This window comes from Rhodococcus sp. ARC_M6, assembly GCF_022810305.1.
GTDB lineage: Bacteria > Actinomycetota > Actinomycetes > Mycobacteriales > Mycobacteriaceae > Rhodococcus_F.
In genome coordinates this window covers 1-288 of sequence record NZ_JALGQH010000099.1, presented here as the reverse complement: position 1 = coordinate 288, position 288 = coordinate 1, and the positions used below count along the sequence as shown (strand labels likewise).

Here is a 288-nt window from a genome sequence, read left to right as displayed (position 1 = left end):
AATCGTGTCGAGGGTGCAACGCCTCGTTCATGCTCTCCACCCCACGCGCATGCGCCGACAGGTCCTCCCGAGCCGACCGCATCGCGGCACTGCGACTACGCGACCCCGACTCCGAGGCTTCCGAGTCGCCATCCGAGTTCGGCACGCCGTCGTCGCGGTGCCCTCGGGCGGTGCCGGACTCCTTCCGATCCGACTGCGCACGGAGCAAGGATTCTGATTTCGGGGTATTTCGCATCAGAGCATTATTCCAGAATCAGGCCCGCCGCCGGCGACCTGTCCGCCGCCGAC

General features: G+C 66.7%; 1 protein-coding gene. It reads right to left on the bottom strand.

The genetic code is table 11. The annotated features are described in order from the left end of the window. The coding region (locus MTX36_RS29560; RefSeq protein ID WP_243623216.1) for a hypothetical protein at nt 1-235 on the bottom strand (235 nt) is incomplete at its 3' end. Nucleotides 236-288 lie beyond the last annotated feature (53 nt).